This window comes from Sagittula sp. (genome assembly GCF_052825245.1).
Map to the genome: position 1 here is coordinate 1 of NZ_JBRBWD010000064.1, position 23,664 is coordinate 23,664.

Sequence of the window (23,664 nt, forward strand, 5' to 3'; positions counted from 1 at the left end):
CCCGCCGGGGGGCGTCGCCCCCCGGACCCCCCGAGAGTATTTGAGAAGCAAAGAAGCCTGAGTGCCGTGCAGGCGCTGGGGGCTATTGCGCGCCTTTGGCGGTGCGGGTAGCCCCTAGCCTTCCCAGGCGGCGACGCGGCGGTCGATGGTCTTGCGCGAGACGCCTAGGCGGCGGGCGGCCTCTGCCCGGTTGCCGTCGCAGAGGTCGAGCACGTGCAGGATGTGGCGCTGCATGACCTGTTCGAGGTTCAGGGTGGCGCGGGCGCCGGTCACCTTGGCATCGCCGGAAAATTCCTCCGGGAACTGCCCGAGGATCACCGAGCGTTCGATCATGTTCTTCAGCTCGCGCACGTTGCCCGGCCAGTCGTAGCGCCGCATCTTCAGCAGGGTCTCGGCGGAGAGCTCGAGCCCGGACAGTCCGAGCACGCAGGCGAAGTGTTCCATGAAGTAGGCGGCGAGTTCGGTGATGTCCTCGCTCCGCTCCTTCAGCGGCGGCATGTGGATGCGCACCACGTTCATGCGGTGGTAGAGGTCGGCGCGGAACCGGCCCTGCGCCACCGCCGCGTCGAGATCGGCGTTGGTGGCGAAGAGCAGGCGCAGGTTGAGGGGAAACTCGCGCTCGGCGCCGATCGGGCGGACGCGCTGGTCCTCGAGCACGCGCAGGAGCGCCGCCTGCACCTGGATCGGCATCTGCGCCACCTCGTCGAGGAAGAGCGTGCCGCCGTCGGCCAGCAGGAAAAGGCCCGGTTTCAGTGCCCCGTCGCCACCGCCGTTGTCGCCGAAGAGCTCCTCGGCGATGCGGTCGGGGGTCACGGCGGCGCAGTTGACGGCGACGAATGGCCGGTCGGCGCGGTCGGAGAGCGCATGCAGCTGGCGCGCGGCCAGTTCCTTGCCCGTGCCGCTGGCGCCGGTGAACAGCACCGGCGTCGGCAGGGGCGCGAGTTTCTTCAGCATGGCGCGCACCTCTCCGAGCGTGTCGGAGGTGCCGAGCATCTTCACGCCGTTGGGGTCGCTGTTGAGTTCGTGCCGCAGGAGGGTGTTGTCGCGGCGCAGATACTTGCGGTCGAGTGTGCGGGCCACAGCGCCGAGGATCTGGTTGGCGCGGAACGGTTTCAGCACGAAGTCCGAGACGCCGGCCCGCAGCGCGGCGATGGCGGTTTCGAGATCGGCATAGGCGGTGATCAGGATGGTTTCGGCCATGAAGCCGAGGCGCTTCTGTTCGGTCACCCATTCCAGCCCGGTCTTGCGCGGCATCACGTTGTCGAGGATCACGAGGTCGAAGTGGTTCTCGTCCAGCTTGGCGGTCGCCTCGTCCGGCGAGGCGGCGAGGTCGATCCGTTTCACCCTCGGCTGCAGCGTCTTGTAGAGGAAGTTGCGCATGCCGGGTTCGTCGTCGATCACCAGGATCGACGCCCCCGCGAGGTCGTTGCCGTAGTCCTCTGCCACGTCAGTCGAGCCGGACGCTCTCGCCGGTGGTCTGGCGCGCGGCGGTGGTGTCGTCCAGCGCCTCCAGCCCGTAGTGCGCCGCCACGCCGATCACGGCCACCGCGACAAAACCCATCACCATTGCCTTCATTTCTCAGCCTCCTCGCCGGATTGGTCGTTGGCCGATTTCAGGAAGGCGATGAGGTCGGCCCGGTCGTCCGCCCCCGCGATCACCTGCATCGGCATCTTTGAGCCGGGAATATAGTGATCCGGCCCCTGGTCAAACAGGGCGTCGATGGTGTCGTCGGTCCAGACGATGTCGGCGCCGTCGAGCGTATCGGAATAGATGTAGCCCGGCACCGTGCCCGCCCGGCGGCCGAACACGCCGTGCAGCGTCGGCCCGGCCTTGCGCGACGGGCCCGGCTCCAGTGCGTGGCAGATCGAGCACTTGCGCATGAACTGCCGTTCGCCGTTCGACATGGTCCCGGCGTCGCGCAGGAAGCTGCGGTCGCCGCTGATGCCCGGATCGAAGGCGTCGAGCGCCTCCACCGGCCAGCCGAAGGCCACGTCGTCCAGACCGCCCGCCCAGATCCGCGCCCCGTCGTCAGAGAAGGCCAGCGCCCAGACCGGCCCTTCGCGGGTGGCGCGGAAATCGCGGATGATCTGCCACTCTGCGGTGTCGACCATCATGATGAACCCGTGCCCGTCCCCGGCGGCAAGCTGATGGGTCCCGGCGTGATAGGCCATGGCGAGGATCGGGCGGCGGTCCAGCGTGAAGTCGGCGATCTGGCCGCCCTGGTGGTCGATCACCCGCGTCACCCCGTCGACGGCGCCATAGGCGATCCAGTCGGGGGTCACGACGATCTCGTTTATGCCGAAGCCGTGGCTGACGATCTGGTCGGCGGTCTGCTCGATCAGGTCGTAGCGCAGGAGGTAGCCGTTGGAAGTCGCGGCCCAGACCCGGGCCTTGTCGTCTATGGCCACGGCGTTCACCCCGCCGGGCGCGTCGAGGAACCGGCCGTCCGTTCCGCCGGACAGCGGCCAGAGCCCGATGGTGCCGTCCCAGCTTGCGCTGGCGGCGAGGCGTGCGTCGGGTGACATGGCCAGCGCCGTGACCTTGCCCTTGTGGGTGCCGAGGAGGCGGGACGTGCCGTCATTGTCCCAGAGCCGCACGGTGAAGTCGTCCGCGCCGGAGATCACCGTGCCCTCCGGCCCGAAGGCGACCGCGTTGACCGCCGCCTCGTGGCCTTCCTGCCATTCCGGCTCGTCCGCCGACCAGACGCCGACGGAGTTGTCGAAGCTGGCGGTGGCCACGCGGTCACCGGAGGCGGCGATGCCCATGATCGGTCCGCCGTGTCCCTTGAGGGTGGTGAACTCCTGCGCCCCGGCGGCCGAGGCGCAGAGGCACAGGATCGCAAGCCAGCGCATCACTCCGCCGGGGTCGCCTGTTCGGGCGCCCTGCCCTCGCGCGCGGCTTCGCGTTCCTTGACCTTCTCGTACCAGATGGAGTGGTGCTGTTCGGCCCAGTTCTCGTCCACCTGGCCGGACCCCATGGCGTCGAAGGCGCCCTCCATCCCGATCGAGCCGATGTAGATGTGGCCGATGATGATCGCCATCAGGACAAAGGCGACGATGGCGTGCCAGAGCTGGGCAAGCTGCATCTCCTCCTGCGGGGCAAGCGCCACGGGCAGCGGCTCCATGCCGAGGAGGCCGGTGATGCCGATGTCGTTCAGCAGCGTGAAGGTCTTGCCGAACAGCGGCAGGTCGAAGGGGAACAGCAGCGACAGGCCCGACAGCGAGATGGACGCGCCGAACAGGATCACCGACCAGAAGATCAGCTTCTGGCCCGCGTTGAACTTCTTTGCCGGGGGGTGCTTGTCACCGACGATGCCGCCCGCCTGCTTGAACCAGATGATGTCCAGCTTGTTGGGGATATTGTGCGCGACCCACAGGATGAAGACCAGCACGATCCCCAGCATGAAGGCCCAGCTGACGTTATTGTGGATGTACTTCGAGACGGCCAGCCAAACGGAGTTCGCGTCATGGCCCAGCACCGGGATCAGGAACTTGCGCCCGAAGAGGGTGAAGAGCCCGGTGAAGGCCAGGAGGACGAAGGACCCGGCGGTCATCCAGTGGGTGAAGCGTTCGAAGGCGTGAAAGCGGGTGACGGTCTTGCCGGTCTTGCCGCCCTCGATCCTGATGCGGCCGCGGAACAGGAAGAAGACGGCGAGGATGCCGATGGTCCCCAGCAGCAGCCAGCCGCCATAGGTGCGCAGCGGGCCGTCGCGCACGGTCAGCCATCTCATGCCGCCGTCCTGCATCAGCACTTCGCCGACCGGCCGGTGCGTCGAGACGGTGACGTCCGCCTTGTTGTAGCGCAGCGCGCGCCACAGGTCCGGGTCGGACGAAGTGCCGAGCGGCGCGGTGTTCGGTGGCGGCACGGCGTCGCCGCCGATGTTCGTCGACCGGAAGTCGTCGTTGACCGGCAGGCCCTCCTGCCGCCGCAGGATGTCTTCCAGCGTCTGCGCGCCGCCGGTTTCCAGCCGGGCCGCGGCCAGCTCCGCCTCGGTCTCGTCGATGCGCGGACCCGGTGCCATCCAGAACGAGAATATCGCAATGGCCAGCAGCACGAGTATGAAGGCGACGAAGCCGCTCGAACGTTCAGTCGTCATGTCAAACCCCATCGGCCACGAAACCCCCTCCGGTCCGTGGCAAAAAGGGCGAGGCCGCGAAGGCCCCGCCGTCATGGTGCAGATGTAGGCCGGACAGGCGCCCGGCCCACGCGCGGAAAGGCGTCAGCCGCCCTTCTGGTCGTAAGCCGTGCCCCAGCCCCAGGCGCCGGAGCCGAAGCCCCGTGCGACCACGCGCTCGCGGTAGATGGCCGACACAACGTCGCCATCGCCCGCCAGCAGGGCCTTGGTGGAACACATCTCGGCGCAGATCGGCAGCTTGCCTTCCGCGATCCGGTTGCGGCCGTACTTCTGGAACTCCGCCTGGGAGTTGTTCTCTTCGGGACCACCGGCGCAGAAGGTGCACTTGTCCATCTTGCCGCGCGACCCGAAGTTGCCCGCCTGCGGATACTGCGGCGCGCCGAAGGGGCACGCGTAGAAGCAGTAGCCGCAGCCGATGCACAGGTCCTTGGAGTGCAGGACGACACCTTCTTCGTTCTGATAGAAGCAGTCGACCGGGCACACCGCCATGCAGGGCGCGTCCGAGCAGTGCATGCAGGCGACCGAGATCGAGCGTTCGCCCGGCTGGCCGTCCTGGATGGTCACCACGCGGCGACGGTTGATGCCCCACGGCACCTCGTGCTCGTTCTTGCAGGCGGTGACGCAGGCGTTGCATTCGATGCAGCGTTCGGCGTCACAGAGGAACTTCGCTCTTGCCATGTTTCTCTCTCCTTATGCCGGCATGATCTTGCAGAGGGTGGCCTTGGTCTCCTGCATCTGCGTGACGGAGTCGTAGCCGTATGTCTGCGCCGTGTTGCAGGATTCACCAAGCACGATGGGGTCCGCCCCTTCCGGGTACTTCGACCGCAGGTCCTCGCCCTGGTACCAGCCGCCGAAGTGGAAGGGCATGAAGGCCACGCCTTCGCCCACCCGCTCGGTGACCATCGCCTTGACCTTGACCTTGCCGCCTTCGGGACCTTCGACCCAGACCATCGCCGCGTCACGCACACCGAGGTTGTTGGCGTCGCGCGGGTTGATCTCGACGAACATGTCCTGCTGCAGCTCGGCGAGCCACGGGTTGGACCGGGTTTCGTCCCCGCCGCCCTCGTATTCGACCAGTCGGCCGGAGGTGAGGATCATCGGGTAGTCCTTGGAGAAGTCCTGCTTCTGGATCGACGCGTACATGGTCGGCAGACGGTAGAACTTCCGGTCGTCGTAGGTGGGATAGTCGGCCACCAGGTCGCGCCGGTTGGTATACAGCGCCTCGCGGTGGATCGGCACGGGATCGGGGAATTCCCAGACCACGCAGCGCGCCTTGGCGTTGCCGTAGGGCGCGCAGCCGTGCTCGATCGCGACCCGCTGGATGCCGCCTGAAAGGTCGGTCTTCCAGTTGGTCTTCGGACCGGCGATCTCGTCGATCACCTTCCGCTCCTCGTCGGTCAGGTCGCTGTCCCAGCCGAGATCCATCAGCATCTGCATGGTGAACTCGGGGTATCCGTCCTGGATCTCCGAACCCGGGTTGTAGACGCCTTCCGCCAGCAGGTTGTCGCCGTTGCGCTCCACACCGTAGCGGGCCCGGAACGGCAGGCCGCCGTCCTTCACCGCGAGGTCGATGTTGTAGAGGTTGGGCGAGCCGGGATGCTTGATCTCGGCAGTGCCCCAGCACGGCCACGGCAGACCGTAGTAATCGCCGTCGGCAGGTCCGCCCACCGCGCGCAGCGTGGTGCGGTCGAAGGTGTGCTGGTTCTCCATGTGGAGCTTCAGGCGTTCCGGAGTCTGGCCGGTGTAGCCTACGGTCCACATACCGCGGTTGATCTCGCGCAGCGTGTCCTCGATGCTCGGGGTCACACCGTCGTCCTCAAGCGCGATGTTGCGGAAGAGCCGGTCGTGGTAGCCGAACTTCTTGGCGAACAGGCCGATGATCTCATGGTCGGGCTTCGACTCGAAGATCGGCTTCACCACCTGCTGGCGCCACTGGATCGAGCGGTTCGACGCGGTGACCGAACCGTGGGTCTCGAACTGCGTGGCCGCCGGCAGCAGGTAGACGCCATCCGTCCGGTCGTGCAGCACGGCCGTCACGGTCGGATAGGGGTCGACCACCACAAGCAGGTCCAGAAGCTCCATCGCCTTCTTCATCTCGACCATGCGGGTCTGAGAGTTCGGCGCGTGGCCCCAGAAGACCATGCCGCGGACCTTGTTGGGCTGGTCCATGTTCTCGGCGTCTTCAAGCACACCGTCGATCCAGCGCGACACCGGAATCCCGGTCTCGTACATCAGGTCCTTTTCCTTGCCGTCGGCGCCGGGCATCTTGGCGAACTGACCGTTCAGCCAGTCCCAGTCCTCGCCCCAGACGCGGGCCCAGTGCTCCCACGAGCCCTTGGCCAGGCCGTAGTAGCCCGCCAGCGTGTGCGACAGGACGCCGAGGTCCGTGGCCCCCTGCACGTTGTCGTGGCCGCGGAAGATGTTGGTGCCGCCGCCGGACACGCCCATGTTCCCCAGCGCAAGCTGAAGGATGCAGTAGGCGCGGGTGTTGTTGTTGCCCGTGGTGTGCTGGGTGCCGCCCATACACCAGATCACGGTGCCGGGACGGTTGTTCGCCAGCGTCCGCGCCACGCGCTCGAGCTGGGAGCCGGGGACGCCGGTGACGCGCTCGACCTCTTCCGGCTTCCACTTGGCCACTTCCTCGCGGATCTGGTCCATGCCCCAGACACGGGTGCGGATGAACTCGCGGTCTTCCCAGCCATTCTCGAAGATGTGCCAGAGGATGCCCCAGACCAGCGCCACGTCGGCACCGGGGCGGAAGCGCACGTATTCGTCCGCATGGGCCGCCGTCCGGGTAAAGCGCGGATCGCAGACGATCAGCGGGGCGTTGTTCTGCTCCTTGGCGCGCAGCACGTGCAGCAGCGAGACGGGGTGCGCCTCGGCCGGGTTGCCGCCGATGATGAAGATCGCCTTGGAGTTATGGATGTCGTTGTAGGAGTTCGTCATCGCGCCGTAGCCCCAGGTGTTGGCAACACCTGCAACCGTGGTCGAGTGACAGATCCGCGCCTGGTGGTCGACGTTGTTCGTCCCCCAGTAGCGCGCGAACTTCTGGAACAGGTAGGACTGTTCGTTGCTGTGCTTCGCCGAGCCCAGCCAGTAGACGGAATCCGGGCCGCTTTCCTCGCGGATCGCCATCATCTGGTCGCCGATCTCGTTGATCGCGTCTTCCCAGCTGATGCGGACCCACTCTCCCCCGACTTTCTTCATCGGGTACTTCAGGCGGCGTTCGCCGTGGGTGTGCTCGCGCACGGAGGCGCCCTTCGCGCAGTGGGACCCGAGGTTGAACGGGCTGTCCCAGCCGGGCTCCTGCCCGATCCAGACGCCGTCCGACACCTCTGCCATGACGGTACAACCGACCGAGCAATGGGTGCACACGGTTTTCTTCAGGTCCACCTTGCCGGTGGCGGCGGTCTGCGCGCTGGCCTGCTGGACGGTTCCTCCGGTCGCTGCAATCGCGGCAAGGCCGCCGATCGCCAGACCGGACCCGCGGAGGAATCCGCGCCGGTCAACCGAGGTCTTGGCAACCTCGGACAGGATCGAAGTCCGCTGGGGGCGTCGCGCAACCCCGTTGGTCTTTTTCCTAAGCATGTGTCTCTCTCCCTCAACGCACCTCGCGGTGCGAAAGACAGTACCCGGCGCACAGGCGCAGAGCGGTGAAGGCGGAACGGTCGGGCCTCACGCAACCAGTTGTTCCACCAGCGGGGTGCCACGCCCGGGCGGGGCGTCAGCGGGGCGCTCGGCCAAAGGCCTGCGCGCGGGCGCGGATCAGAACCGCGCGGTGTCGAAGTAGGCGCGGGTGTGCACCGTGTCCTGCATCCGGTTGGACGACAGGTCCGGCTCCGCGGCTTCGGCCTGCGTACCGGCGGTGGCCACGGCCACGGCGGCGGCGGGCGCGGCGGTCCCGGCCAGCTTCAGGAAGTCGCGCCGGGACGCTTCTTTCTCTGACATGTCTTGCTCCTCTGTTGGTTCCGGCGCGTCCCCCGCGCCGCTCGTTTGACGGGACCCGAAGGCCCCGTCGGCTCAGCCGAGACGGAAGGCTTCCGCCTCGATTTCCATGAAGGTGCGCCCGATGGTGCCCACCGGCGCGTAGAACACCGATCCCTTGGCGTTCTCGAGGTCACTGAAGAAGTGCCCGGCCCAGGATGCGATGTGCTTGTTGAAGAAGGTCTTCTGCGCCTCCAGCGACGCGGGCGAGCTGAAGCGTCCGACGATCAGAGCGCCCATCATCTCCATCAGGCTGGCGATGTTGTCCTCCGGCTCGAACACGTTTTCCGCGCGGGCCAGCCCGTGCGCCGTCATGTCCTGCCGCAGCAGGGCCAGCGGCTTCTCGTTCAGGAAGCCGGTCATGTAATAGGAGGCATAGGGCAGCAGCTCACCGCGCCCGAGGCCGATGAACAGCTTGTTGTATTCGGTCACGACGCTGCGGGGCTTCGTCACCTTCGCCATCTTGGCCAAAGTGGAGATCGCCTCCCCCAGCGGCGTCGCATCGCCGGACAGCGACGCGGTCTGCGCCAGAAGCATCTCGTCCGGCGGCCCGGAGAGGATGACCCCGAGGAAATTGTAGAGGTCCGCGCGCAGGCGGTCCTCCTCGGCGATCTTCGGGGCGGGTGCTGCGGTCATGCCTGTCCTTCCGTCTCTGCGAACACGAATCGCATCCGCCGCGTTGTGGCGGGCAGGGCGTCTTCGCTGTCGTGTGTTTCCGTCTCGGTCACCGTCTCCGCGACGTCGTCTTCCGGCTCTGCCATGGCAAGTTGCGTCGGCGGATCGGGCAAGGGTGCGGGCTCGCGGACCGACACCAACTCCGGCGCGGGCGTGTCGTCCTCTTCGGCATCGTCGACGGCGCCCTCCGGTTCGGCGAGCTTCGCCGCCTTGGCCTCCGCCTCCTTCGCGGCCTCGGTCACCTTGTCGAACATGCCCTTGCCGACCTTGTAGGCTGTCTTCATGTCCGGTACGCAGCGCGCGGCGTCGGTGTAATCCTCGCCGTAATCCACCAGCCCGTCGAGGTTCGCGAGAACCGGGTTGGTGCGCCACAGCTTGCGCAGCGCCCGTGCCTTCAGCCGCTGCGGCAGCGCGGACTTCATGAAGGCGCGCACCTGCTCGGCAGTTTCGAGATCCTCCGGCATGGGCTGTCCGGCCTCGGCCAGAAGCTCCTCGTCTGTCTTCTCTGCCAGTGCCTGTTCCTCGGCGGCCCGTTCGGCGGTAAGGCGCGCCTCTTCCTCGGCGCGGGCCTCGGCCGCAACAGCGGCACGGCGCTTGTCCCAGAACCCGCTCATGACAGATCCCCGCGCCCGCGGACGGACAACCGGTGCCCACTTGTCCTGCACGCACTCATTGCAACCGCCTCCGCTTCAGCGCCGGAGAGGCGTAGATGTCGCCCGGCTTTGCCACCCGCGCATCGCCGATCCCGTCCTCGACCAGATCGATCCGCTTCTTGTCGCGCTTGCGCTTCACGAAGACCTCTTCCTGGTGGTGCGCCTCGATGAACTCGCGGACCCAGGCGACCAGCCCGTGCGGCATCGGCACCTTCTCAACCAGCTCGTTGCCGCTGTCGGTGTAATCCTGCGCCTCGAAGGGGGAGGCCGTGACCTTCAGCACCTCGTAGGGCTGCGGGCCGTCGCTCGTTTCGCGCATCACGACGTAAAGGCTCGGCACCTCGTCGCTGATCGCCTGAAGGTAGGCTTCGGTTTCCGCGCCATGCAGTTCCAGAACCGGGGTCGCGGCGTGGTACTCCACCGCCTCGCCCTCGCGGCGCATTTCCTTCCACTCCGCCGGGCCGGCCCCGGGCAGCACGGCGGCTGCCGTCCAGTGCCACTTCGCCCAACGGGTCACACCCGGAGTCCGTCTCAGGACGACCCCGACCGGCATCGTTCGGTAGGCATTCGGATTGTGGATCACTCTGAAATCTCCCTGCCCCAACCTTTGCGCAGCTTCGCAGACCGGTGAAGCGTTTTCGTGCACGACGGTATCCCAAACCCCCGTCCCGGTCATTTTGACCAGCCCCCGCGGCGGCCCCGAACGCCCTTGGCCAACTAGTCCATCTTGACTGTTTTCATCGGGAAAGAGGCTCTCCGCGACCACGCGAATCACCCCGCGGGAATCGAGGCCAAGGCGGCCCTGCCCTGCCCCGATGCGCGCCGGGAAAACGGTTGTGGGCGCCTCCGAATCATGTGTAGCTACCGGCTGCGGCAACGTTCGGACCGGCCTGAATCCGGCCCCCGCCACGGGAGGAACACCATGATCAAGTCCTTGATTACATGCGATTGTCTCGGCTCGCAGAAGATCGACGCAGATGCCCTGTCGCGCACCACCGGGCTGGACGTCCGCCCCCCCTGTTCGGCCCTCTGCACGAAGGAGTTGCCCCGCGCCGCAGAGGCCTTGACGCAGGGTGACACACTTTTCTGCTGCACCCAGGAGGCCCGGGTTTTCGAGGCCCTCGCAGAGGACATGGACCTCCCCGCGCCCCCAACCCTCGACCTGCGCGACCGGGCGGGGTGGAGCGCCGATCCGGCCTCCAAGGTGGCCAAAATGTCCGCGTTGGTGGCCGAGGCGATGCTGCCCGCCGCGCCGGAAAAGACCATCGACGTGATTTCCGAAGGGCTGTGCCTGATCGTCGGCCCGGCAGAGGCCGCGCTGGCCGCCGCCGAACAGCTCAGGGATCACCTGGGCGTCACCGTCCTGCTGCCGCCCGGCGCGGACATCCCCGACACCCGCGCCTTCGACGTCATCACCGGCCGGCTGCGCCGCGCGAAGGGCGCGCTCGGCCAGTTCGAGGTGGTGATCGACGCGCTGCGCATGGTCGAGCCCGGCGGGCGCGGCGGCTTCACCCTGACGGAACCGCGCGACGGCGGCGCCTCGCAATGCGATATCCTCCTGGATCTTCGGGGCGACACGCCCCTCTTCCCTGCGCACGAAAAGCGCGAGGGCTACCTGCGCGCCGATCCGAACCACGCCGCCGCCGTCTCTGCCGCGATCCTCGCCGCGTCGCACCTGACCGGCACCTTCGAGAAGACGATGCACGTCCGGATGGAGCCGCTGCTTTGCGCCCATTCCCGGGCCGAGCAGACCGGCTGCACCCGCTGCCTCGACCTCTGCCCCACGGGCGCGATCACGCCGGACGGCGAACACGTCTCCGTCGACCCGCTGATCTGCGCGGGCTGCGGCGCCTGTTCGGCGGTCTGCCCCTCCGGCGCGATCAGCTACGACGCCCCGCCGGTGGACCTGACCATGCGCCGCGTGCAGACGCTGGCGAAGGCCTTCCTCGACGCGGGCGGTGCCGCGCCGCGCCTGCTGGTCCACGACGGCCACGGGGCCGAGATGATCCGCCTCGCCTCGCGCCATCACACCGGCCTGCCCGCCGACGTGATCCCGCTGGAATTGCCGAAGGTCGGCGCCTTCGGCCATGCAGAGATCGTCGCGGCGCTGGCCGCCGGGTTCGCCTCCGTCGCGCTGCTGCCGGGACCGAAGGCGGACATGGAGGCGATCGGCCCGCAGGTCGAACTGGCCCGCGCCATCGGCGGCGCAACCCGCGTGACGGTGATCGACACGCCCGACCCCGAAGCGCTCTCCGACACGCTTTACGGCGCCGAGGCGCCTCAGCCGCTCGACACCGCGAACGTCAGGCCCATGGGCACCCGCCGCCAGATCACCCGGCAGGCGGCGCGGGCGCTGAACCCGGTGGCCGAGGTCCTGCCCCTGCCCGAGGGCGCGCCCTACGGGGCCGTTCTGGTGGATCAGGACGCCTGCACGCTCTGCCTGTCCTGCGTGTCGCTCTGCCCTTCGGGCGCGCTTGGCGACAACCCCGACCGGCCAGAGCTGCGCTTCCAGGAGGACGCCTGCCTGCAATGCGGCCTCTGCGCCAACGTCTGCCCGGAGGCGGCGATCAGCCTTCAGCCGCAGCTCGACCTGACGCCTGCTGCCCTGACGCAGCGCATCCTGAAGGAAGAGGAGCCGTTCGCCTGCATCGAATGCGGCAAGCTCTTCGGGGTGAAGTCGACGGTGGAGAAGATCACCGAAAAGCTGCAGTCGCATTCAATGTTCGCGGGCGACCGGCTGCGCATGGTCCAGATGTGCGACGACTGCCGGATCAACGCGCAGTACCACTCTGACGACAACCCCTTCGCCAGCAAGCCGCGTCCGCGGCCGCGCACCACCGAGGACTACCTGTCAAAGCGGCGCGACCACTGATGTCAGCGGAAATCCAGCGGTGCGCCGAGGTCGGCGGCCTCCATCGCGGCGACATAGGCCAGCACCGCGTCGACCTCGTCCAGCGTCATCTCCATGGGGACGATCGGGCTGGGCCGTGCCTCGTCGAACGGCGGCGAGACGCCCTCGATCTGGGTGAAGGCCGGGTGCGGGTTCAGGGCGTAGAACCCCATGAAACGGTCGACCCAGTCCGGGAAGGCGCGCATGACCATGAAGCTGGGGGTGGAGCCGATGCTGCGCAGCGCGCCGCCCTCCTCGACGGCGTGGCAGCGCCCGCATTTCAGGCGCGAGACCTCAAGCCCCAGCGCGGCGTCGCCGTCTGGGACGAAGGCCGCGACCTCGCGCTCCTTCTGCTTCGGCAGGGTGAACAGCGCCTCGCCTTCCGGCGCGTAGGAGGTCACGGTGTTGCGCCCGACCTCTCCGGTCAGCCAGTCCGCCAGCTTCGCGGTCCACTCCGTCTGATCGGTGACCTGCATGGACCAGACCGCGCCCGCGCCCTCGAACAGCGGCGTGCCGTCCTCGCCCAGCACCATCTGCGCGGCGGCCGGGTCATCCACCACCTCCACCTGCACCTGCGTCTTCAGCCTGAAGCGCGGCAGGATGTAGTCCAGCAGACCGGAGGCCACCAGCGGCTCCGGCGCGAACAGACGAACGGCACGATCCTGTGCGACCGCCTTGAAGGGCAGCACGGCAAGGGCCAGTATCAGCAACCAGACACGCATGCCGTCCAGCCTATGGGCCGGGCGCGCCATGCGTCAACATCTCAGGGAGCGATCCAATGAGCGACGATTTCAACATGTCCATGCGCAAGTTCCTCAAGCAGGTCGGCGTGACCTCGCAACAGGCCATCGAAGAGGCGATGCGCGACGCCGACACCGCCGGAAAGTCCTTTCCGGTCAAGGCCTTCATCACAATCCCCGAGCTTGGCCTGACCCATGAGGTCACGGGCGAGATCAAGGGTCAGGAGTAAACCTTGGCATCGCGTGAAGAGATCCTCGAGATCCTGAAGACCGTCTCCGCGCCCTCGGGCGAGGACATCGTGGCCGCCGGCGTCGTCCGTGCGCTCGGCGTAGCCGACAGCGGCGTGCGCTTCGTGCTGGAGGTCCCGCCGGGACAGGCCGACAAGTGGCAGCCGGTCAAGACGAAGGCCGAAGAGGCGCTGGCCGCCGCCGGCGTGGGCAACGTCAACATCGCGGTGACCGCAGACGCCCCGCCGCCCGGCCTCGGCGCCAAGCCGAAACCGAAGCCGCAGGGCCCGCAGAAGATCCCCGGCGTCGATCACCTGATCGCCATCGCCTCCGGCAAGGGCGGCGTGGGCAAGTCCACGGTGTCCGCCAACCTCGCCTGCGCCTTGGCGCAGCAGGGCAAGCGCGTGGGCCTGCTGGACGCCGACGTCTACGGGCCCTCGCAGCCGCGGATGCTGGGGGTCTCCGGCCGCCCCGCCTCGCCCGACGGCAAGACGATCCTGCCGCTGCGCAACCACGGCGTCACGATGATGTCCATCGGCCTGATGACCAACGAGGACCAGGCCGTGGTCTGGCGCGGTCCGATGCTGATGGGCGCGCTGCAGCAGATGATGATGCAGGTGCAATGGGGCGTGCTCGACGTGCTGATCGTCGACCTGCCGCCGGGCACCGGCGACGTGCAGATGACGCTGGCCCAGAAGGCGCAGGTGGACGGCGCGGTGATCGTCTCCACCCCGCAGGACGTGGCGCTTCTGGACGCGCGCAAGGGCATCGACATGTTCAAGCAGCTGAACGTCCCGATCCTCGGCATGATCGAGAACATGTCGACGCACATCTGCTCCAAGTGCGGGCACGAGGAGCACGTCTTCGGCCATGGCGGCGTCGCGGCAGAGGCAGCAAAGCTGGGTGTGCCCCTGCTGGCAGAGATCCCGCTGGACCTGCAGATCCGGCTGGCGTCGGACGGGGGTGCGCCCATCGTGGTCAGCCAGCCCGACAGCCCGCAGGCGCAGGCCTTCCACGCGGTCGCGACCGCGCTCATCAAGGGCGCGCTGGCATGAGCGACCTCGCCTTCCCCCCGGCCATGTTCGGCGAGAAGGTCGACGGCGACCCGGCAGAGACGGCGATCCTGCGGGCGATCCAGGGGGTGGATGCGGGCCTCATCACCTACCGCATCGCCTCGGACCAGGTGGGGGCCGCGCTGGTCTTTGCCCCCGAGGTGCCGCTGGCGCAGGCGATGACCATGCTGCCCCTGTGCGGCGTGGGTTTCCAGAACGCGCTTGGCGCCTTGGCGCCGCCCGAAGTGGCCGTGCACCTGGGCTGGAACGGCGGGCTGCGGGTCAACGGCGCGCTCTGCGGCCAGATGCGGGCCTTCGCGTCTTCCACCGATCCGGAGGCCGTGCCCGACTGGCTGGTGATCGCCTGGCAGCTCATCCTGCTGCCGCTGACGGAGGACACTGGGACGGACCCCGACCGCACCGCGCTTTACGCGGAAGGTTGCGCCGACGTCGATCCCGGGATGCTGGTGGAGGCCTGGGCCCGCCACACCCTCAACTGGATCGCCAAATGGGAAGACGCGGGCCCCCGCGCGCTGGCCGCCGAATGGCGCGGGCTGGCGCATGGCGTTGGCGATGACACGGCGCAGGACGGCCGCAAGGGCACCTTCCTCGGTGTCGACGAACACTTCGGGATGCTCCTGCGCGACGCGGACGGCACCCACCTGATCCCGCTCACCACCCTGCTGGAGGACACGCCATGAACCTCGCCCGCGCGATCCACGTGGACGAAAGCGACCAGTACGTCTTTGCCAACCCGGCGCGCACCGGCGAATGGTGCATCTCCGGCGGGTTCGAGTTCTCCGACTGGACGGAGGGCGACCTGACCGGCAAGCAGCGGCAGGCCTTCGCCAACGGCTGGCTGGGGCTGGAAACCGGCGGGCGCGTCACCTTCGTCGCCGTCACCCCCGTCACGCCCGAAGAGGTCGCCGACCTCGAGGTGAAGCTGGCGCAGCATTTCGTCACCTACTACGGCGCGCCCTCGGTCGATGCCGCCCGCCCCGTCGCCCGCGAAGAGATCTTCCACATGGCCGACCTCTGCGAGGAGCACGCGCCCAACACCCTGCTGACCGTCATGCGCGACCTGACCGAGGCCGGCGTGCGCGAGGTTTTCCGCGTGATCGATCCGGAGGACGCCGACCTCGACCAGTTCGCCGTGCACGGCTCGCTGGACGAGTGACCGGGACGGCCGCACCCCGGCGCAGCCCGCTGCGTTCCATCCGGGTGCGGCTGCTGTTCCTTGCGCTGGCGCCGCTGGTCATCCTGACCCCGCTCCTGCTGCTGGTGGGCATGACCCGCTGGACGGCGGACTACGACAAGGTGCTGATCGCAAACGTCGAATCCGACCTGCGCATCGCCGAGCAATACCTTGCACGGATCATGACCACCACCGGCGAGGACCTGTCCGGCGTGGCGGGCAGCGTCGGTTTCGCCGAAGAGCTCGACGCCTCCGAGGCCGCTTTGCAGGCCTATCTCGACGACACGCGGCGGGCGCTCGGGCTCGACATCCTCTATTACCTGCCGGGCGGGCAGACGTCGGACTGGCCGGTGATCGACAGTGCGCTGAAGGGCACGCCCGCCACCGCCATCGACCTTTTCGACGCCGGGACGCTCACCGCCTTCTCGCCCGATCTGGCCGCCCGCGCGCGGATCGAGCTGATCCCGACCCGCGCCGCCGTTCCCACCGACCGCACGGTGGAGGACCGCGGCATGGTCGTGCACGCCGCGACGCCCGTCCGCCTGCCCGGCCATGACGGCGCGCTGGTGGGTGGCATCCTCCTGAACCGCAACCTGCAGTTCATCGACACGATCAACGCGCTGGTCTACCTGAACGCCGTCACCGGCGGCGACCGGCAGGGCACCGCGACGCTGTTCCTCGACGACGTGCGGGTTTCGACCAACGTGCGCCTGTTCGAGGACGTGCGCGCGCTTGGCACGCGGGTCTCTGCCGTGGTGCGCAGGCAGGTGCTGGACGAGCAGGAGACATGGCTCGACCGCGCCTTCGTCGTCAACGACTGGTACATCTCCGGCTACCTGCCGCTGCACGACAGTTTCGGCGAGGCGGTGGGCATGCTCTACGTCGGTTTCCTCGAAGCGCCCTTCACCCATGCCAAGCGCACCGCCTTCGTCATCATGCTGGCCGCCTTCGCCGCCGTGGTGCTGCTGTCCGCGCCTCTGTTCCTGTGGCTGGCCAAGGGCGTCTTCGACCCGCTGGAACAGATGACCCGAACCATGCGCCGCGTGCAGGATGGCGACCTGTCCGCCCGCAACGCCGTGCCCCGCTCCGGCGACGAGATCGGACAGGTGGCGGGACACCTCGACGACCTCCTCGACCAGGTACAGGAGCGAGACACACAGCTGCGCGCATGGGCGTCCGAGCTGAACCAGAGGGTCGAGGAACGCACCGCCGAACTGCGCGAGGCCAACGCCAAGCTGGAGGACACCTGGCGGCAGCTGGTGATGAGCGAAAAGCTTGCCTCCATCGGCGAGATCACCGCAGGCGTCGCGCATGAGATCAACAACCCGGTGGCGGTCATCCAGGGCAACCTCGACGTGCTGCGCGAGACGCTGGGCGACGCCGCCCAACCCGTCCAGACAGAAATCGACCTTATCGACGGGCAGGTCGCGCGGATCAACGCCATCGTCGGCAAGCTGCTGCAATTCGCCCGGCCCGACGACTTCTCGGGGACGGAACGCGCGGTGGACCTTGCCCCGGTGGTGCGCGACTGCCTCGTGCTGGTGGAACACGTCCTGACCCGCGCCGACATCCGCGTCGAAACCGCGCTGGCAGAGGCCCCCCGCGTGGCCATCGGGGCCGGCGAGATGCAGCAGGTGGTGATCAACCTCGTGGTGAATGCCGTGCACGCGATGGAGCACAGCGGCACGATCTTCCTGACGCTGGACGCAGAGGACCGCAACGGCCGCCCGGGCGCGGCGCTCAGGGTGCGCGACACCGGGCCGGGCGTGCCGGAGAAGCTTCTCGACACGGTGTTCGACCCCTTCTTCACCACCAAGCAGGCAGAGGGCACGGGGTTGGGTCTGTCGATTTCGCAGACCCTGATCCAGCGCGCCGGGGGGCGGATCAGCTACCGCAACCCGCCGGAGGGCGGCGCGGAGTTCCTCGTCTGGCTTCCCGCCTCGGGCGACGCCTGAGTCCCCGCCGGACCGGGTCCCGCAGCGGGGGTATTGAATAAATGACTTCCGGAATCCGTTCGCGTGCCCATATGCTGGTGACGACTGGTAATGTCATTGAAAATGGACAGCCCGCCCGCAGCCGGTTTTGACGTTGCACCATGGGTTGTCTAAGGTACTATCACTTTGGATTAAATCAGGTTCGAACGATGGCTTTGAAACAAGATTCCCGTATGGGGAAGTTGTCGACCGCGCTCGGCAAGGACGTATTGGTCCTCCAGCGGTTCGAAGGTTTGGACCGGATGAACGGGCTCTTCGAATACCATGTGGCATGTCTGTCCGAAAACGAGGACATCAATTTCGATGACCTGCTGGGCACCAACGCCACGGTAACGCTCAAGTCCCAGGACGACTCCGACAAGTTCTTCAGCGGTCTCGTGACAGAGGCGCGCTGGCTGGGCGCCGGCGACAACGGCATCCGGTACGAGCTGACGCTGAAGCCATGGTTCTGGCTGGCGACCCTGCGGCGCAACCAGCGGATCTTCCACGAGAAGACCGTGATCGAGATCCTCCAGGAGTTGCTGAGCCCCTACGGAACATTGACGGTGAACACCCAGGGCTCCTACCCGACGCTGGAATACACCGTCCAGTTCAACGAAAGCGACTTCGACTTTGCCGTGCGGATGATGGAACGCCACGGCATCAGCTATTTCTTCAAGATGAGCGACGGCAACCACGACATGGTGCTGACCGATTCCGTCGAAAGCCACGACGTGCTGGGCAGCTTCCCGGTGAAGCCCTACGTCGGCCACCACCAGGAAGACACCGAACACCTGTGGGAATGGCGCCCGGAGCGCCGGATGACCACCGGCGCCATCCGGATGACAGACTACAACTTCAAGACGCCCACCACCGTGATGGAGAAGGATCAGACCGGCAGCGCCGCCTATGCGCACGGGCAGATCGAAAGCTTCGACTGGCCGGGCGACTACCTCGATCCCGGACGCGGCGGCGAGATGGTCTCGCTCGGGCTCGACCGGGCGCAGGGCCATGACAAGCGGTACGAGGCGATGGGCGATATCGTGGGCCTCGTCTCCGGCCTGAAGATCACCGTTTCGGGCGACAGTTCGGAGGTGCCGGGCAAGGGCGACGAATATCTCTGCCTCGTCGCGCACCATTCCTACACCTCCGACAACTACGGCTCGGGCGGCACCTCCGGCGACGGGTTCGCCTTTACCGCGCGCTACGTGATGATGCCGGTGAACGCCCCGCTGATCCCCGAGAAGAAGAGCCGCCGCGCAGATGTGCGCGGGCCGATGACCGCGCTCGTCGTGGGTGCCGAGGGCGAAGAGATCGATTGCGACGAATACGGCCGCATCCTCGTCCGCTTCCCCTGGGACCTCAGCGACGCGCGCTCCATGCGCTGCCGCGTGTCGCAGAACTGGGGCGGCGGAAGCTGGGGCGGCATGATCATCCCGCGCATCGGCATGGAGGTGGTCGTCGAATTCCTCGACGGCGACCCGGACAAGCCGCTGGTGACGGGCTGCGTCTACAACGGCAAGAACATGGTCGCCTACCCCCTGCCCGCCCACAAGACGAAGTCGGTCTTCCGCACCGACAGCCACAAGGCCACCGGCTTCAACGAGATGGTCTTCGAGGACGAGCCGGGCCAGGAGAACATCGCCTTCAAGGCGCAGCAGGACTGGTCGCGGCTGGTGCTCAACGACTCGATCAGCCGGGTGAAACGGCACGACATCGAGAGCGTCGGCATGAACAAGATGGTCGAGGTCGGCAACAACCTGAAGATGGAGGCCGGCGGCTCGGTCAACATCTCTTCGGGCGGCACCGGCCCCAACATCAAGAACCTGCTGGGCGGCATCGGCGGCCTGATGGGCAAGTCGCAGTCGCTGGTGAAGAAGGGCGCGTCCGAAGGCGGCGGCTCGTCCGGCGGCGACCTGGGCAAGTTCGCCAGCACCATCGGCGCAAAGGACCTCGGTTTCATATCCGGGGACGGCGGTGCCGGACGGACGGGGATGCACGGCGCCGACGAGGAAGGCAAGGACGCCAACCACAAGCTGCGCGAGGACGGCTCCAAGTACGGCGAAAGCGGCTATTCCCTGTTCAAGAGCCCGGGCGTGGTCAACACCTTCGCCTCGAACTTCCGCTCGGACACCACCGGGGTCGCGTCTGTGGAGTCGGTCGGCCTGACCAAGATCCTGAACGTCGGCGGCGCGGTGAAGGAGCAGGTCGGCAAGAAGATGACCACCGATGTCGGCGAGGACATCGAGATGACCTCCGGCAAGTCCATCCTGAACAAGACGATGAAGCACACGCTGATCGCCACGCAGAAGTTCACCATCGCCGCGCCCGGCGCCACGATCGAGATGGACGCCTCCGGCATCACCATCAAGGCGTTCAGCATGAAGGTGCAGTGCCCCTCGGTGGACTTCAACATGGGCGCGCCCAGCCAGGCGACGGTGTTGCAGGCGCCCCAGGCCTTCTGCGAAGAATGCCAGGGCACGGCAGGGGGTGATTGATGAACGAAGTGGTCACGCACATGTCGGACCCGGCAGCCAGCGCGGACGAGGCGCTGGCCCTTGCGCTGGAAAAGGCCTGCGGTCCGGACCAGGTTGCCTATCTGCTGGTCGACGCCAGCAAGTCGCCCGCGACACAGTTCATCATCGAGACCATGACCGACGACGCGCTGTGCCTGTTCGACGGACAGGCCTTCGAGGATCTGGCCGCCTATGCCCCGTGGCTGGTGCCGTTGAACGGCTCCGGCCGGCGGGTGTTCGACTGGTTCATGGAGGAAGGCTGGAACAAGGACTGGGGCCTGTTCCTGATCGCGGGGCCGGAGGCGAAGAAGGTGAAGACCTCGCTCAAGCGTTCCCTGCGGGTCAAGACCGAGGACGACAAGGAACTGTTCTTCAAGTTCTACCGTCCCAGCGTGTTCAACACCTACTTGCCCGCCATGGAGCCGGAGCAATGCGCCTACGTGCTGCGTGACCTGTCGCAGGTCTGGGCCGAGGATTCCGACAATCCCAACCTCGTGCACCGCTACGCCATCCGCGAAGGCACCCTGCGCCGTGCCGACCTGAGCCTGACTGTCGCCGAGGATGCCTGATGCCACCGCGGCTCACTCTGAACCTCAGCCAGCGGTCGGCGCCGCTCAATGACGACCGGGCCTTCGCCAGGGCCTACGTCGACGAGGTGATGAAGACCCACCTGCCCCAGGACTACTGGTCGCTCTCGCCCGAGGGCCGGATCGAGATGACCATGAACGGCCGCCGCTACGCGCGGCATTTCGGCATCCGGGACGTCCCCTCGCAGATGATGTTCATCACGCTGATGTGGGAGGTAGGGGCAAATTTCTTCATGTTTTCAGGGTTTAAGGAGATCGCGGTCAGCGCGGTCGAAGGCCCTGCCAAGATAGACGCCTTCTTCGAGGTCGACAGCGACCTCGCAGCCGAGGCGATCATGAATGCGGATCCCAGGTACTGGTATCCGGAGATGGCCGGGATCACCGGCCTGAACGGATGAAGCACCTGATGTGAGCCCTGCGTCATGAGCAAGTACCTGAAGGACGAAGGCGTCGATCCGGAGGCCGTGCGCGCCCAGCACAAGCAGGTCGACGACATGTACAAGGACATCGCGACCGAGATCGGCTTTGCCGTCGGCGGCGCGATCCCCGGTGCCGGCATCGCGGTCGATGCGGCCTCGGCGGTGCGCTCGGCGTGGCAGGGCGACTGGTTCGGCGCGGCGGTCGACGTCTTCGGCATGATCCCCGGCTGGGGAGATGCCGCGAAGGCGGCCAAGGTCACCGACAAGGTCAACACCATCCGCCGCACCATCGACGTCGCCCGGACCGGGCTGAAGGCATCCTACCGCCAGACCAAGCAGGCGGCGGCGAAATACTGGGACGACGTCGTCAAGAAGCAGAAGGCGGCCTACGAGGCCGCGGCCAAGAAGTGCAACGGCACGAAGGAATGCCTCGAGAAGCTCGAGAAGATGAAATACCCGCCGCATTACGACCAGGTGCCGACCAACGGCACATGGACCAGCGGCAGCAAGGGCGACGGCTGGTTCCAGCCCGCCGACGCCTCGAAGCCCCCGATCAAGTACACCAATGGCTTTCCGGACCTCTCGCCGCATTCGAAGGGCAATGTCGACATCCCGATGAAGGGCAACCATTCGTCGGATTTCACCAATGCCGACAAGGCAATGCGCGAACAGCTGGGCGACGACAACTGGACCCGTCCCGAAGGCTACACCTGGCACCACCACGAAAACGGCACGACCATGCAGCTTGTGCCGCAGGACATCCATTCGACCAGCAAGGGCGGCTACGCCACGCACACCGGCGGCGCCGCGCTTTACAAGGGCAGCCACCAGTCCGAATTCTAACCCCCGCAGACAGGGGCAAGGGAGACCGCCATGCCACAAGATCCGATCATCGCCCCCGAAGGCAGCGCCTGGCCCGACGAAGCCGCGCTGGCCGACGCCTTGGCAGAGCTGGAGGCCGCGCTCGGCACCACCCTGCCCGAGCCCTACCGCAGCTTCCTGCTGACCTACGGCGGCGGCGCGCCCTACCCGCTGATCTTCGACTACGCCCCCGATGAGGACGATCCCGAACGCTTCCTCGACCGGCTGAACCGTCCTGCCCGCGTGCAGGAACTGTTCACCGGCAAGACCTTTGGCGACGGCACCCCGCAGGGCTTTGCCGCCATCGGCGAGGACCCAGGCGGGCTGATCGTGCTCCTGTCGCTGCATCCGGGCGATTTCGGCGCGATCTACGCATGGTCCGCCACCGCAGAACCCTGGGGCGGCCCGAACAACTCCCCTGACATGCTGGTGCCTCTGGGGGCCGATTTCGGCGCTTTCATGGCCTCGCTCTATGAAACCGAGGACCTCATGGGCTACGAACATTGGAGCACGCCGCAACGCCGCGCCCTGCAGCGGGACCTCTTGCTGCCATGATCCCCGAAATGCTCGCCCTGACCTTCCCGGAGAACTGGCCGCCGACGCTGACGCTTGCATCGCTGCCGGGTGTCTCCGTGACCCTGTCGGACGGCGATGCAGAGACACTGGGCAGCCAGTCGGCGCTGTTCCGGGAGATTTACGGCGACACCCGGCGGATCGGGTTCAGCAAGGGCTTCGAGAAGGCCATCGCCAAGGCGCTGGACGAGTTCCCCGAAGGCGTGATGCCCCGCATCGGCATGTGCAGCTGGAAAGCCTCCACCGTGGTGCACGCGCCCTGCCGCAGCGTGGCTGACGTGATGCGCGTCATTACTGCCAACGACCCGCGCGTCGCGCAGGCGATCTTCGACCACCGCATCAGCAAGCGCCCCGTGGTCCTGCACCTGCGCGCCTGGCGCGACATTCCCGACTGGGCGGAATTCCGGTTGTTTGTAAAGCGCCGCCGCCTTGTCGGCGTGTCGCAATACGCCTGGCAGCAGACCTTTCCCCAGATCGCAGCGCAGCACGCCGCCATCGTGACGGCTGTCAACGCGCTGCTCAGGGACATCTGGGACGACCTTCACATGGACGACGTGGTGATCGATGTCTGCGTCCTGCCGGAGGGCGACGCGCTGAAGGCATGGCTGATCGAGTTGAACCCCTTCGACCGTCGCTCCGATGCCTGTCTCTACCGCTGGGAAAACGGCGGAGACTTCGACGGCGGTTTCAGATACAATAGATACCAAGACGCGGCGGCCTTTCACGGGACGCCGCACAACGGGTCCGCGTCCAGGTCGTATTCCGGACCTGCATAAGGGCCGGGCCCCGGGAATTACGAAGAGGCTATTGAAAGAAAGGATTTCAGAATGGGACAACCGATTTGCTGCCTCGGCGACATGCACACCTGCAACATCACCATTCCGGCCAGCCCGGTCAGCCCGGCGATCAAGCACCTCGGCGGGCCGGTCGTCCAGCCGGGCCAGTTCCACGTCCGCGTGATGGGGCGCCCGGTGGCCGTCGTCACCGGCCAGACGATCTGCATGAACCTCATCATCCCGCCCGGCGCACCGCCGGTGCCGACGCCCGACCCGATGGTCAAGGGCTCGATGATGGTGCGGATCAACAACCTGCCGGTGATGCGGATCACCGACCTCTGTTCCCACGGCGGGCAGATGTCGACCGGCAACCCCATGGTCAAGATCGCCATGTGACCGGTCCGGG

The 23,664-nt window shown here is 67.0% G+C and carries 24 protein-coding genes; 13 read left to right on the plus strand and 11 right to left on the minus strand.

What is annotated here, in order from left to right; genetic code table 11:
- Positions 1–114 precede the first annotated feature (114 nt).
- The 10 genes from ACU0DV_RS24845 to ACU0DV_RS24890 all read right to left on the minus strand — a co-directional run bounded on the left by ACU0DV_RS24845 (position 115) and on the right by ACU0DV_RS24890 (position 10,001).
- Positions 115–1,446 (minus strand): sigma-54-dependent transcriptional regulator, encoded by a 1,332-nt coding sequence (locus ACU0DV_RS24845; RefSeq protein ID WP_283983801.1) that lies wholly within the window; start codon positions 1,444–1,446, stop codon positions 115–117.
- Position 1,447: 1 nt separating this feature from the next.
- Entirely contained in the window at positions 1,448–1,576 is a 129-nt protein-coding gene (locus tag ACU0DV_RS24850) for a hypothetical protein (protein ID WP_256388408.1), read from the minus strand.
- On the minus strand, positions 1,573–2,853 hold the full coding sequence (locus ACU0DV_RS24855) for a c-type cytochrome (RefSeq protein WP_446241989.1): 1,281 nt from the start codon (positions 2,851–2,853) through the stop codon (positions 1,573–1,575). Before ACU0DV_RS24855 ends, ACU0DV_RS24850 begins: the two co-directional genes overlap by 4 nt.
- Entirely contained in the window at positions 2,853–4,097 is a 1,245-nt protein-coding gene (locus tag ACU0DV_RS24860; protein ID WP_446241988.1) for a formate dehydrogenase subunit gamma, read from the minus strand. The genes ACU0DV_RS24855 and ACU0DV_RS24860 overlap by 1 nt, the downstream gene beginning before the upstream one ends.
- Before the next feature lie 123 nt (positions 4,098–4,220).
- On the minus strand, positions 4,221–4,814 hold the full coding sequence (fdh3B, locus tag ACU0DV_RS24865) for a formate dehydrogenase FDH3 subunit beta (protein WP_005864014.1): 594 nt from the start codon (positions 4,812–4,814) through the stop codon (positions 4,221–4,223).
- A 12-nt stretch (positions 4,815–4,826) separates the two neighbouring features.
- A complete protein-coding gene (locus ACU0DV_RS24870) occupies positions 4,827–7,724 on the minus strand; it encodes a formate dehydrogenase subunit alpha (RefSeq protein WP_100931178.1) in 2,898 nt (965 codons plus the stop codon).
- A 177-nt stretch (positions 7,725–7,901) separates the two neighbouring features.
- Positions 7,902–8,084: a twin-arginine translocation signal domain-containing protein gene (locus ACU0DV_RS24875; RefSeq protein ID WP_283983804.1), complete on the minus strand. Its 183-nt coding sequence runs from the start codon at positions 8,082–8,084 to the stop codon at positions 7,902–7,904.
- A gap of 72 nt (positions 8,085–8,156) precedes the next feature.
- Positions 8,157–8,756, minus strand: a complete 600-nt coding sequence (locus ACU0DV_RS24880) for a TorD/DmsD family molecular chaperone (RefSeq protein WP_100931176.1) — start codon at positions 8,754–8,756, stop codon at positions 8,157–8,159.
- On the minus strand, positions 8,753–9,409 hold the full coding sequence (locus ACU0DV_RS24885) for a DUF3306 domain-containing protein (RefSeq protein ID WP_446241987.1): 657 nt from the start codon (positions 9,407–9,409) through the stop codon (positions 8,753–8,755). Before ACU0DV_RS24885 ends, ACU0DV_RS24880 begins: the two co-directional genes overlap by 4 nt.
- A gap of 55 nt (positions 9,410–9,464) precedes the next feature.
- Positions 9,465–10,001 (minus strand): DUF3305 domain-containing protein, encoded by a 537-nt coding sequence (locus ACU0DV_RS24890; protein WP_100931360.1) that lies wholly within the window; start codon positions 9,999–10,001, stop codon positions 9,465–9,467.
- Positions 10,002–10,370: 369 nt separating this feature from the next.
- Between ACU0DV_RS24890 and ACU0DV_RS24895 the strand changes: the two genes are divergently transcribed.
- Positions 10,371–12,320 (plus strand): 4Fe-4S binding protein, encoded by a 1,950-nt coding sequence (locus ACU0DV_RS24895; protein ID WP_446241986.1) that lies wholly within the window; start codon positions 10,371–10,373, stop codon positions 12,318–12,320.
- Between the two features lie 2 nt (positions 12,321–12,322).
- Here ACU0DV_RS24895 and ACU0DV_RS24900 read toward each other — a convergent pair whose 3' ends face one another.
- The gene (locus tag ACU0DV_RS24900) at positions 12,323–13,060 is read right to left on the minus strand and encodes a hypothetical protein (RefSeq protein WP_446241985.1); all 738 of its coding nucleotides are present in this window, start codon (positions 13,058–13,060) and stop codon (positions 12,323–12,325) included.
- Positions 13,061–13,116: 56 nt separating this feature from the next.
- Between ACU0DV_RS24900 and ACU0DV_RS24905 the strand changes: the two genes are divergently transcribed.
- The 12 genes from ACU0DV_RS24905 to ACU0DV_RS24960 all read left to right on the plus strand — a co-directional run bounded on the left by ACU0DV_RS24905 (position 13,117) and on the right by ACU0DV_RS24960 (position 23,654).
- On the plus strand, positions 13,117–13,308 hold the full coding sequence (locus ACU0DV_RS24905; protein WP_446241984.1) for a DUF6494 family protein: 192 nt from the start codon (positions 13,117–13,119) through the stop codon (positions 13,306–13,308).
- Positions 13,309–13,311: 3 nt separating this feature from the next.
- Positions 13,312–14,361, plus strand: a complete 1,050-nt coding sequence (locus ACU0DV_RS24910) for an Mrp/NBP35 family ATP-binding protein (protein WP_446241983.1) — start codon at positions 13,312–13,314, stop codon at positions 14,359–14,361.
- Positions 14,358–15,059 carry a DUF4444 domain-containing protein gene (locus tag ACU0DV_RS24915; RefSeq protein WP_446241982.1) on the plus strand — a complete coding sequence of 234 codons (702 nt, stop codon included), beginning with the start codon at positions 14,358–14,360 and terminating at the stop codon, positions 15,057–15,059. Before ACU0DV_RS24910 ends, ACU0DV_RS24915 begins: the two co-directional genes overlap by 4 nt.
- On the plus strand, positions 15,056–15,535 hold the full coding sequence (locus ACU0DV_RS24920) for a DUF6505 family protein (protein ID WP_100931169.1): 480 nt from the start codon (positions 15,056–15,058) through the stop codon (positions 15,533–15,535). The genes ACU0DV_RS24915 and ACU0DV_RS24920 overlap by 4 nt, the downstream gene beginning before the upstream one ends.
- 29 nt (positions 15,536–15,564) lie before the next feature.
- Positions 15,565–17,508 carry a sensor histidine kinase gene (locus ACU0DV_RS24925; RefSeq protein ID WP_446241990.1) on the plus strand — a complete coding sequence of 648 codons (1,944 nt, stop codon included), beginning with the start codon at positions 15,565–15,567 and terminating at the stop codon, positions 17,506–17,508.
- A 212-nt stretch (positions 17,509–17,720) separates the two neighbouring features.
- Positions 17,721–20,024: a type VI secretion system Vgr family protein gene (locus ACU0DV_RS24930; RefSeq protein ID WP_446241981.1), complete on the plus strand. Its 2,304-nt coding sequence runs from the start codon at positions 17,721–17,723 to the stop codon at positions 20,022–20,024.
- Positions 20,024–20,611 (plus strand): DUF4123 domain-containing protein, encoded by a 588-nt coding sequence (locus ACU0DV_RS24935; protein WP_100931167.1) that lies wholly within the window; start codon positions 20,024–20,026, stop codon positions 20,609–20,611. Before ACU0DV_RS24930 ends, ACU0DV_RS24935 begins: the two co-directional genes overlap by 1 nt.
- Positions 20,611–21,027 (plus strand): hypothetical protein, encoded by a 417-nt coding sequence (locus ACU0DV_RS24940; protein WP_446241980.1) that lies wholly within the window; start codon positions 20,611–20,613, stop codon positions 21,025–21,027. The genes ACU0DV_RS24935 and ACU0DV_RS24940 overlap by 1 nt, the downstream gene beginning before the upstream one ends.
- 24 nt (positions 21,028–21,051) lie before the next feature.
- Positions 21,052–21,891 carry an HNH endonuclease gene (locus tag ACU0DV_RS24945; protein WP_100931165.1) on the plus strand — a complete coding sequence of 280 codons (840 nt, stop codon included), beginning with the start codon at positions 21,052–21,054 and terminating at the stop codon, positions 21,889–21,891.
- A gap of 30 nt (positions 21,892–21,921) precedes the next feature.
- Positions 21,922–22,464, plus strand: coding sequence for an SMI1/KNR4 family protein (locus ACU0DV_RS24950; protein ID WP_446241979.1), 543 nt, complete (start codon positions 21,922–21,924; stop codon positions 22,462–22,464).
- A complete protein-coding gene (locus ACU0DV_RS24955; protein WP_446241978.1) occupies positions 22,461–23,258 on the plus strand; it encodes a hypothetical protein in 798 nt (265 codons plus the stop codon). The genes ACU0DV_RS24950 and ACU0DV_RS24955 overlap by 4 nt, the downstream gene beginning before the upstream one ends.
- Positions 23,259–23,309: 51 nt before the next feature.
- A complete protein-coding gene (locus ACU0DV_RS24960; RefSeq protein WP_100931162.1) occupies positions 23,310–23,654 on the plus strand; it encodes a PAAR domain-containing protein in 345 nt (114 codons plus the stop codon).
- Positions 23,655–23,664: the final 10 nt, after the last annotated feature.